The organism is Candidatus Megaera venefica, assembly GCF_034554655.1.
GTDB lineage: Bacteria > Pseudomonadota > Alphaproteobacteria > Rickettsiales > Rickettsiaceae > Megaera_A > Megaera_A venefica.
Genome location: NZ_JARJFB010000045.1, coordinates 1 through 11,591, shown reverse-complemented (window position 1 = coordinate 11,591; position 11,591 = coordinate 1). Strand labels below are relative to the sequence as shown.

General features: G+C 35.8%; 7 protein-coding genes. 4 read left to right on the top strand and 3 right to left on the bottom strand.

Annotation, left to right across the window (positions count from 1 at the left end; all coding sequences use genetic code 11):
* Together Megvenef_RS03865 and mnmE are read right to left on the bottom strand one after the other, a co-directional pair.
* Window positions 1-785, bottom strand: a 785-nt coding sequence (locus tag Megvenef_RS03865; RefSeq protein WP_322776677.1) for a tyrosine-type recombinase/integrase, incomplete at its 3' end; no start/stop codon positions are given.
* Between the two features lies 1 nt (window position 786).
* Complete coding sequence (gene mnmE, locus Megvenef_RS03860; RefSeq protein WP_322776678.1) at window positions 787-2,121, bottom strand: tRNA uridine-5-carboxymethylaminomethyl(34) synthesis GTPase MnmE; 1,335 nt, start codon at window positions 2,119-2,121, stop codon at window positions 787-789.
* Window positions 2,122-2,357: 236 nt separating this feature from the next.
* Between mnmE and Megvenef_RS03855 the strand changes: the two genes are divergently transcribed.
* From Megvenef_RS03855 to Megvenef_RS03840, 4 genes are read left to right on the top strand one after another with little or no spacing between them, the layout of a single operon-like run.
* Window positions 2,358-7,160 carry an NAD-glutamate dehydrogenase gene (locus Megvenef_RS03855; protein WP_322776676.1) on the top strand — a complete coding sequence of 1,601 codons (4,803 nt, stop codon included), beginning with the start codon at window positions 2,358-2,360 and terminating at the stop codon, window positions 7,158-7,160.
* Window positions 7,157-7,561 carry a helix-turn-helix domain-containing protein gene (locus Megvenef_RS03850; protein ID WP_322776675.1) on the top strand — a complete coding sequence of 135 codons (405 nt, stop codon included), beginning with the start codon at window positions 7,157-7,159 and terminating at the stop codon, window positions 7,559-7,561. The genes Megvenef_RS03855 and Megvenef_RS03850 overlap by 4 nt, the downstream gene beginning before the upstream one ends.
* Window positions 7,527-7,766: a hypothetical protein gene (locus Megvenef_RS03845; RefSeq protein WP_322776674.1), complete on the top strand. Its 240-nt coding sequence runs from the start codon at window positions 7,527-7,529 to the stop codon at window positions 7,764-7,766. Before Megvenef_RS03850 ends, Megvenef_RS03845 begins: the two co-directional genes overlap by 35 nt.
* Entirely contained in the window at window positions 7,735-8,046 is a 312-nt protein-coding gene (locus Megvenef_RS03840; RefSeq protein ID WP_322776673.1) for a cell division protein ZapA, read from the top strand. The genes Megvenef_RS03845 and Megvenef_RS03840 overlap by 32 nt, the downstream gene beginning before the upstream one ends.
* Window positions 8,047-8,122: 76 nt before the next feature.
* Here Megvenef_RS03840 and Megvenef_RS03835 read toward each other — a convergent pair.
* Window positions 8,123-11,591 (bottom strand): hypothetical protein (locus Megvenef_RS03835; RefSeq protein ID WP_322776672.1); only part of this gene is annotated, 3,469 nt, incomplete at its 5' end.

The window sequence follows — 11,591 nt, the reverse complement described above, 5'->3', positions numbered from 1 at the left end:
AAATGTGTTGCGAAACTATGCCTGAAAGCATGGGAGCTTAAATATTCGGGTAAACCAAGAAGTCGCCTTAGGTGAATTAATTCTTTATTAAACACCGCTCTTTGTAGTGGACGACCTAATTTTCCTCGAAATATTGGTTCGTTACTTTCAATAACAAAAGGCATAGTACTAAGGTATTTTTCTACAAGCAGCCTTGATTCTTGAATCCAAGGTATTAGACGCTCTTTGCTACCCTTACCTAATATTTTAATAAATTCATGATTATCAATATGCCTGCGGGTTATTGAAAGTGCTTCTGATATCCTAAGGCCACTTGCATAAATAAGTGTGAGTAGAGCTTTGTTGCGAAGATGAATCCATTCTTCTTCACCAAGCATTTCTATATTTTCAATAGCAGTATTGGTTTCAAGCTTGGTTAGAGCTTTTGGAAGAGTTTTTGGTTTTTTGGGGCTGCGTACTGTATATATGGCATGGCAGTTAATATCGTGTTTTTTTTCAAGGAACCTATAAAAACTTTTGATAGAAGATAGGGCTCTGGCGCTTGAAGCTGGGCTGTAACCATCCAGGTGTCTGGCGGATAACCAACTTCTAATCAGTCTGATATCAACAGATTTGATCATATTTAAGGTAGTATTGCCTGAATTATAATGTCCTGTAAATGTTAGGAAGTGATTTAAGTCGTTGTGATATGAATCTGTTGTGTGTTTTGAATATGCTCTTTGCTTAGATAAGTATTCAAGCCATTCAATAGTTATTTTTTGTAAAATATCGTCTATGATAATCACTTTACTTGCCTATACAAAAATTACTAAATATTTCACCAAGAATTTCGTCTACAGTAATTTTGCCAGTAATATTACTGATTGCTCTCATTGTCATACGCAAATCCTCTGCTGCTAGAACTAAATCGTTATTTAAGGAGAAGGTTGACATATACTCAAGTGCTTTTTGTAGCTCGGATCGATGGCGAGCTCTAGTGATTTGAGGTGACTGGGATGGACTAGCAATTTTGTGAGCTATAGATATTATTTCTGTAATTATTTCATCAAGACCTTGTTGATTTTTGATCGAAACATTGATTGCCTCTTTAATTTGAAACTTTGGGGCAACACCAGAAACTAGATCAATTTTATTGAAAACTATAATCGTGTTAGCGTCTATTATATCTCTGAAATAGTCTTTGTTTTCATTTGTTTTTGAAGCATCATATAGAATTACCTTAATATCTGAGTTTTTAGCTGCATTCCATGCTCGGCTTATTCCTTCTTGTTCAATTATATCTTCTGTGTGGTCGTGAATACCAGCTGTATCCTGCAATATGATTGGATAACCACCAATGTCAAGATGCCCTTCTACCACGTCTCTTGTAGTGCCGGCAATATTTGAAACTATAGCTATTTCGCGCTGCATCAAATAATTTATTAGACTAGATTTGCCAACGTTAGGACGGCCAATTATCGCTAGTTTTATGCCGCTACGTAGTCTTTCGCCACGGTGATTATCGTCCAGATGTATCTTAATTTCATTGGTTATTCTATCTACTAATTGACGCACTCCAGTTATTGTTTCTTCTGGAATATCTTCATCAGGAAAATCGATATATGCTTCAATCAAGCTTATTATTTTTAATAATTCCCTACGCCAGTGTTCGTATATTTTTTCCAGTCCGCCGCCAAGTTGTTCAATGGCTTGCTTATGTTGCAGCTCTGTTTCTGCTTCAATAAGGTCAGCCAGCCCTTCTGCTGCGGTTAGGTCCATTTTTCCGTTTAAAAAAGCTCTTTTAGCAAATTCTCCAGGTTCTGCTATGCGCATATCTTCAAGCGAGGCTAGGACTTCGTGCATCATTTTGATTACCGCGATACTGCCATGAGTATAAATTTCAGCTGAATCTTCACCAGTAAAGCTAGATCTTCCTTTAAAAAAGACTACTAGAACATCATCAATTTGTTGATTGTTCTTTGGATTGTAAATCTTCCTAAAATACAACTTACGAGGCTCAAATTCGGTATCAGTCTGGCAAACAAGCTGCTTGATGGAATTAAGAGCAGTTGGACCAGAAATCCTAAACACGGAGACCCCAGCTTTACCTTGTGCGGATGCTTGTGCAAAAATAGTATTCATTTCATTATACCTCGCATAACTCATTCTGAGTGGTAATTTTGTTGTCAAAATTTGTCTCTTCTCCTCACGTACCAAACGTACGCTGCGGTATTCACCTGCATTTTTCCTAAAAATCCTTTACTTATTTATGAATTATGCGATAGGTTTATTAATCCAAACCTATTGAAAGGAAGTTACATTTCCACTATTATACTTCTAGTTTGTAATTAATACAAAGCCATTATCAGGATATCTATATGGTTAAAAGCCCAAATCACAACAAGTCTTTAGCTCTTAGCAAGCTGCAGTGCAGAATCAATGACTTTAGTAATGAAATACTCGAAATAGTTAATGCTGAAAGTAAAGGTGGTTTGTATACCAAATTTGTACGCAAATTCCTTACCTATATTCCCGTTGATTATCGTTCAAAAGATAAGATAGAATTATTTGGTGATTTTACGCACGAAGCTTTTGACTTTTTTCTGCATCGTCCACCGCTTAAGCGCAAAATAGAGATTCTGACGAATGAGTTTAAAGCTAACCCGGCCATAACTATTCTCATTGCTGCTGAGAACCGGCCGTTTATTATCGATTCGCTAAATAGTCTGCTTGCAAAGCTGGGTTTACAAACGATTTTTACTTTTCATCCAGTAATTAATAGTATTCGTGATAAAAAGGGAAATTTAACTGATATTGCTGATAAGGGGGAGAAGGGTATTAATGAGTATCTTGTATATATCAAGATACTTGGAACGTTTGATAAAAAAACATTGTCAAAAATAAAATCTGAAATAAATAACGTAATTGATCTAGTAGACTACACTTACGATTCATGGCAAACGCTGCTTAATAAGAGCATTGCCATTACTACAGATATTGTCCATCACAAAGATACTTATGAACAAGCCAATTTACCGGCCGAAGAAACATTAGATTTTTTGAATTGGCTACATAAGAATAATATTACGTTTCTTGGATCTGTGGATTTTGATTTAAAAACTAAGACTTTAGTTCGCCAAGAAGGCGTTAAGGAAATATGGCAAGACAATATCGAGGAAATTTCGACAATTATTGAGTTTTCAAGTAGTGACTATTACAAAAACAAGTTGGTTATGCTTGGTAAAATAAACAAATTATCACCAGTGCATAGAAACGCTTTGGTTGATTATATTCTTATAAAACGAATAGACGAAGATGGCGTATACAGAACAGGTACGATTATTTTTGGTTTGTACGGAACGGCGATTTATTTCCAGTCGATCAAGAATATACCAATTTTGCGTGGGAAAATGAGTTATGTCCTTGACGAATCTGATTTTCCTGTGAACGGCTATAACGCTAAGAAAATAAAGAATATTATTGAATCACTGCCAAGAGACACTCTTATTCAGATTGACGAAGAAGATTTATATTGTATGTGTATTCACATGCTCTCGAGTATGCGCAGTCATAAGTTAAAATTATTTGTACAACAGGATTGGTCTGGTTCGTTTATTAACGTGATTGTGTTTTTACCCAGAGAACGACTTACACCTGAAGTATATAACGAGATTTGTCATTACTTAGCTCAAAAATTTGATAGTGAGATAATTTCAGACAATATTACGGTAGTCGCTCAAGATTTTTCTCATCTTTTTGCTACGCTGCCTATCCATGATAGGTCAAGGCTTGATTTTTCACATGATGAAATGGAAGCTGATCTGATAAAAATAACTACTAACTGGTCAGAAGGCTTATTGCATAAACTTTGTGAAGAATTGGGTGAATATGAAGGTGGCTTAAGACATAAAGAAATCGAACCTTCTTTTCCAGCTGAATATAGACACAAGTTTGATGCTGATACATCAATTGATGACGTTCATCATCTAGAACAAGCAACGAAGCAAGGCAAATTGATATCAAACTTAGTTCCAAGCGATAATAATGAATTTTTCTTAAAATTTTATAGTCCAGAAATAAGGTTGACGTTATCTGACACATTACCCGCTATCGAAAATCTTGGATTTATAGCAATCGATGAACAAAGTTTTGCTATTACGGAATCGTTGGATTTTAAAAAAAGTTGGCTTTATGAATTCAGGCTGCAGAGCCCTGTTAAAATTGATGTTCCTGCTGACATATTAAAGCATAATATCGAGGAAGCTTTAAGTAAGATGAGTACTGGTGAATTAGCCAGTGATATTTTAGGGAAGCTTATAGCTCTTTCTGGATTTAACTGGGCCAAAGTAAAATTACTTAAAGCGATCACTCGTTATTTGCATCAAACAGGTTTCTTATATGGCAAAGGATATGTTCAGCAGACGCTAGTAAAGCATTACAAATACACCAATATGCTAATGGATTTATTTGAAGCAATGTTTGACCCTAAGGAACATTCTAAAGATAAGGTTGATGCGCTTTCTTTACAACTGAGTAGCTATCTAGACACGGTAGAAAGTAGCACTGAGGATAAAGTGTTAAGCAATATGCACTTAATAATAGAAGCCATTGTAAGAACGAATTTTTATCAGAAAGATAAAGATGGTAATATCAAGAATTATTTATCATTTAAGTTTGATTCTAGTAAGGTTCCAGATTTACCTTTACCTGTTCCGTATGCTGAGATTTTTGTTTACTCAAATGAATTTGAAGGTATTCACCTTCGTGGTGGAAAAGTAGCTAGAGGTGGGCTTCGTTGGTCCGATCGTGGCGAAGATTATCGTACAGAGGTACTTGGTCTTTTAAAGGCCCAGATGACTAAGAATGCTGTTATTGTTCCGGTTGGTTCAAAAGGAACTTTTTATCTTAATTTCTCTCAAGGCGATATGGGTCGCGATTCTTATATGCAAAAGGCGGTGGCGTGTTATCAAGATTTCTTACGGGGCTTATTAGACTTAACTGATAATCTTGTGGATGGTAAGGTAGTGCAACCAACAGATACGATTATTTATGATGACGAAAATCCTTATTTAGTAGTAGCTGCAGATAAGGGGACGGCAACTTTTTCAGATTATGCCAATGCTGTATCTCAAGAATATAATTTTTGGCTAAGAGATGCGTTTGCTTCGGGTGGGTCACGTGGTTATGATCATAAAAAAATGGGTATTACTGCTAAAGGAGCATGGATATCAGTTGTTTTGCATTTTCATGATAAAGGCATAAATGTACAAAAAGAACCATTCACTGTGGCAGGAATAGGCGACATGTCAGGAGACGTATTTGGTAATGGTATGCTCTTGTCAAAATATATTAAGCTAGTTGCTGCCTTTAATCATGAACATATTTTTATTGATCCAGATCCTGATTGCGAGAGTAGTTATCAAGAGCGACAAAGGTTATTTGACCTACCAAGAAGTAAGTGGACTGATTATAGTAGTTCTCTCATTTCAAAAGGAGGGGGGGTTTTTGAAAGATCGGCTAAATTAATAAATCTTTCAAAAGAAACACAAGAACTATTGAATATTTACAAAGATCACGTTGTACCAGATGAATTAATTAGAGCTATTATAAAAGCTAAAATTGATCTCATATGGAATGGTGGTATAGGTACCTATATCAAATCTTCCTCAGAAAACAATATTGATATCGGCGATAAGACAAATGATAATTTGCGAGTCAATGGGAATGAGGTAAGGGCGAAAGTGATAGCTGAAGGTGGAAATGTTGGAGTGTCTCAGCTTGGAAGAATTGAATATGCATTAAATGGTGGTACCCTTAATACAGACTTCATTGATAATTCTGCTGGTGTTGATTGTTCTGACCACGAAGTAAACATAAAAATTGCTCTTAATTTAGCCGTTGCAAAAGGTAAGATTACTATAAAAGAGCGTAATGAATTACTAGTCAAGATGACAAAGCAGGTTGAAGAGTTGGTACTTATTGATAATTATGATCAGAATCTTGCTATAACAATTGCTACATTGTCACCTGCGCTTAATATAGAATCATTTAGCCAGTTAATGAAAGAACTTGAGAATGAAGGTTTGCTAGATAGAGAAGTAGAGTTTTTGCCGAATAAGGCGGAATTATCAAGAAGATCTATTGCCAATGAAAGGATGACAAGGCCGGAACTAGCAGTATTGCTTTCTTATAGCAAAATGTCATTAGATAGAGATTTAAACTCATTCCAACTTACTAAAGATAAGCACTTCAAAAATCATCTGCTTAAATATTTTCCAAAAATAATGCAAGAAAAATTTAAAGATGAGATAGAAAACCATCCGCTAAAACAGGAGATAATCCGAACAGTTATTGCCAATACAATGATTAATCAACTCGGTGGATCTGTAATTAGTGCTATAAAGCGCGAAACTGGTGGACATCTTTGTGATATAGCAAGAGCACATGAAGTTGTGACTGAAATATTTGACCTGCAAGATCTTTGGAAGGAAGTAGGTCAGCTGGGTAATAATATTCCTACAATTATTAAAGTTGAGATGTTTTCTGATTTGGGAAAAATAATGCGTCGAGGAATTAGTTGGTTTGTAAGAAATATTAAACCTCCAATACACATTACTGATTCAATTGAAGAATATAGGCAGCAGACGGAAGAGCTTAGTGGTATTATTAGTAAGCTTTTAGTAGGAGGAGCTAAGACGAGGTTTTTTAATAAAATAGCACATTATACTAGTGCGTCGGTTGATAAGAAACTTGCTAAGTCTATTGCTACTTTAGAGGTGTTGGTATCGGCATTTGATATAATATATATTGCTAAGCATACAGGTGCTAAGAATGGAGATATAGCAAACTTATATTTTGAATGTGGCGATGTTCTTAGTATTGATTGGCTCAGAGATTCCAGTGAAGCGCAAATTAATGAGTCATATTGGAACAGATTATCTATTCAATCTTTAAAAGATGATTTTTATGACAAACAAAGAAGGTTAGTAACGGAGATTGTTGCTAGCAATCAAAAATTTGTTAGTTTGAAAGCTTGGTTAAAAGGTAATATAACTCATGCTAGTATATTTACAGATTTTATTGAAGAAATGAAGATGCAAGAATCAATTAATCTTAATATGATAATACTAGCAAATAAAAAGCTAGAAATCTTCTTAAGGAAATTAAAGGCAAGTCAATGAGCTCAAAATTAAAGGAAGCTAGAGAAAGCGCTGGGTATACTATAGAGCAAGTAGCTGATATTCTTAAGATAAGAAAACAGTATGTAGTAGATCTTGAGGAAGAAAATTTTAGTAGTATACCTGGTAAAATATACGTTGATGGTTACACGAAAATATACCATGAGTTTCTCGGTTTAGAGCTCAATGATGATCATGATCATTCTGTAGTTAGACCGCGTGAATCAGGAAAAGCAGGTGTCATCAAGCAAAAATTAATTTTGTTTATCTCGTTGTTAACGTTAGTTGTAATAGTAGGAATCTATTCATTTTTGAAGAAAAATCGAGTAGAATACGGTAGTAATGACTTAATAGATAATAATATTATTTATGAAAATAGAAGTAACAAAGAAAGATCTATTTGATTTGATTCATCAAACGGGTAGAAAAATTGATGAATTACTAACTAAGCTTTCTAAGCAAGAGCAAGTTATTGCTGATTTGGAAGCCCAGAATAACGAGTTAAAGCGTAACAACCAAACAACTCTTAGTCAGATTAAAGAATATATTCAAGAATTAGAACAGATTAGAAACCACTATGTCGATAGTAACAATAGTCCTGAGCGGTAAGGATTTTAAACTTGCTTGTTCTGAAGAAAGTAAAGATAGACTGGTTATGTTATCCCAAAAACTTGATACAGAAATTAAAGAAATGGCCGCTGCTAACCAATATGCGTCACTTGAGCTATTGTTGGTTATGATGGCATTAAAGCATATTGATCAGAGACAGTCGCAAATGCAAGTTTCTGGAGGAGAAATATTAGAAAGTGCAAATTTGGACTTTCAAAAGCAACTTTCATCTATCTTTTCAGAATTAAAAATTGTAGCTGAAAAACTTGAAAAACACTAAGACAACCTGCTGCTATGTATGGGTAGTAGGTTAAGGCTAACCTTATTGCTTAGTTTTCCTTTGTATGGTTATTCCATCAAACCTCCCTACCTTTTCGATTGGCAGCTCTTGCTGCAACAAGATTCTGAGCTACTTTAGACCCAGAAGTTTTCTGGGTTTCCCGAAGATTGCTAACTATATCTACTGAATGCGCCAAAATATTTTCTCTATTAGTTATTTTTTGTAAGTTTTCAGGTTTGATTTGGTTCATACAAGATTTTCCTATTGCTTTTAATCCTAAAGCATTACAAACCTTGCCAAGACTAAACATTAACTTTTCACCCATACCTAGTTTAAGTGGTAAAGGTTCTTTATTATTAATGGTTTGCAATGTATTACCCACAGCTTGCTCAAACTTAGAAGGAGCTCCGACACTTGGTTTTGTAAAATCTTTGACAGTGTCAGCACTAATATGACCATCTTTTTGTAATTTGTTTAATGCATCTGTATAGAATTTTTTGATTTCTGGTTCCGTAACTACCTGACCATTAACATGAGATGCTACAAACTTATCAATCATAGGGACTAAATTTTTCTTCACATATTGTTCACTAAGTGGTTTAGCCTGTTCATCAATTACTAGATTTGTAGCAATTGGCTCAGGTGATTTTGGTTTGAGCACAGGTGTAGGTGGTAGCGGCTTTGCTAATTGTGGCTCAAGTGGTTTTTGCTGATTAATTTCAACTTTTATATTAGACGTTTTATTTGGTGTTGGGGGTAAGGAATTTGCCTCAAAGTATAGCGAACCACTAGCTTGAGATTGATAGGAATGTTTGTTTACACCAAGTAAATCTGAGAATTTTTGTGCTACTTTATCATTACCAAAACTGATGCTCAGCTCTGGCTTAGCGTCAAGATCCATAGGATCAGAAATATAGGTGCCAGCCGATCCCTTACCTTGTGAAGATTTGATATAAACTACATCTGATGCTCCATTATGCGATCTATCAAATACATTACTTAAATCAACCCCTTCTTTTTTTGCTTCCTTAATAAAATTATCAACAAATTGATCTCTTGCGGTTTGGCTGCTAAATTTTACAGCTACCCTAGGGCCATGGGTTTCAACATCTCCTGCTGAATAAATAATTGCTTCCTTAGGCGCTAGTATTTTTGGAACCTGTGGTAGTTCAGGTGTTTTTATTTTTGGGGTTATTTCTTTGCCTGCATGCGCGGATCTAATATCAGTATTCATCAATGATAATTTTTGTTGTAAAGCTGGATCTGCATACTGCGGTATAACAATATTAAAATTATGGGAATCTTTATTTACTAAATTATGTATTTGTTCCTGTGGGTTATCTGTGTGTGTCACTTGATATCCCCGACCTGTGCTCCTAAATTGTTTAAACTCAGTACCATTGGCAATAGCCTCAAGAGCAAGTTTGGTATTGATGGCAAAGCTACTATGTGCTTCATTAGTAGTATTAGCCGCTAGCTGATCTAATTCTTTGCCGTGTTTATCTAGTAGGAGTTTGGCTTGTTGTTGACTAATTTTTTGATAAGTAGGTACTGGTTTAGCTATTTCTAGCGCTGGCATTTTAATAGTTGAAAATGCTTTAGTCATCAAAGACATTGTAGTTTGTAGACCATGATCTGCATATTGAGGTATAATCATGTTAAAGCTATCTAAATCTTTATTTGCCAAGTTATGTAGCTGTCTATGTGGGTCGTCTGTGTGTGTAACGTGGTATCCGCGTGCGTCGCTCCTAAATTGTTCAAACTCAGTGCCATTAGCAATAGACTCAAGCGCACGCTTTGCATTTATAGCGAAAGTTCTATGAGCTTCATTAGTTGTGTTACCTGCTAGTTGATCCAATGCTTTACCGTATTTTTGCATCCAATTTACAGCCTGTTCCTTACTAATACCAGTTTGTAATTTTGGTACTGGTGTGGGATCTATTTCTGGAGGCAATACTGGCTTTAGTACCGGTTTTTGTGTTGGTACTTTTGGAGGAGTTTGTGGACTAGGTATGGCAATAACTCCCGTGCTAATCTCATTTGCAAGCTTGCTTAGGTCAATTGATACTACTTGTCCCCTCTGGACTAGATCCTTGTAGTCTGGGCTCCCTACAAAACTATTAATAAATTGATTAGGGTTAGTAGTTTGTGGTGTACCTCTCCATTCCATTTGAACAAACTCATTTTTACCTTGTGCGATTGCTGTAAGCGCATTGATAATATTTTGAGTATAAGTGGAATCTTGTCGGCTGTTAGTACGATTTTTTTCCAGTTCTTTAGGTAACTTTTCTAAGCCATTACTATATTTTTTTAATAGCTCACTTGCAAGTTCCTTACTGATTACAGTTTTCGATGTTAACACTGGTGTCGGATCTACTTTTGGCGGCAATACTGGCTTTAGTAGCGGTTTTTGTGTTGGTACTTTAGGTATAGTAACGGATGGTGAATCAACCACTTTTTGATAATCAGCAAATTTAACTGAAACTCCTTTGTCTGTCACAATCTTGAGGTTATTCTCTACCTTTAGATGTACTCCTTGCTTACTCGCTACATCTGACCAATTGTTATAACCTTCAGGAGGTAGATATTTACCTGTTTCTTTGTCATAGCGCCCTTTTACTCCAGTAATTCCTTCCATGGAGCTTGTAGCGGCTGCAGCAACACCATCGTCAGTATATCTACTTCCTTCAAAATAGTCATTACCTGGCAGCGAAACGTGATCCCAAGCTACAACTTTATACAATTTACATTTACTAAAATCATCTCCAAGTTCTTGATAAGTTGTCGGAGCTGATAATTGAGTTTTACCTTTATTTCCTTCCTTTAGCTGAGGCCTGACCCGATATTTGATATTTCCATAATTTTTTTGTTGATTCGTGCATTCGGCAAAGGAATCATAGTGTATAGCGGCTATGTTACCTAAATTACCAGAATGTTTTTCTAGCATTGCTTGTATAGCAATATTCAAATGTTCGCCCATTTTGCCTTTAAATTTACCAGCAAATTCTCCAGCTCCAACTCCAGGCAGAGTAATTAATGCTGGTTTTCCTTCTAGCCCGGCTTTTTCATTAGCATGAACCAATAGGGGAAGTAGTCTTCTTTCCACAAGCGCATTGTACGCTTCCTGGTCAATTTTTCCATTCTTTGTAACTTCATCAAGGTCCGGCGTTTTGCCCACGAATCCTGGGCCGGACTTAAGTAGTGCACCAGGAGTGAACAATAATTCTCCATCTAATGGTTTTTGGTGAACAGCAAAACCGGGGGCGCTTGGATCCCATACCCCATTATCATAGATTTTAACTGGCACGGTGACATTTATATCTCCTAGTATGGCTAATTCAGAATTGTTCCAATCTTTCCCCCCTCCTTGAATAGCAGACTCTGCAAAAAACTTCGGTTGTTTAGTACTGAGCATTACTTCAATAAACTCAGATGTACTAAGGCTTTCGACCGATTTACCCGTAGCTTCAAGTTTTGCTCTTAGAAATTCTCCTGGTTGCTCTTGTCCAGCTATTAGATTTTCTTTGTACTTGTTTATATTCTCA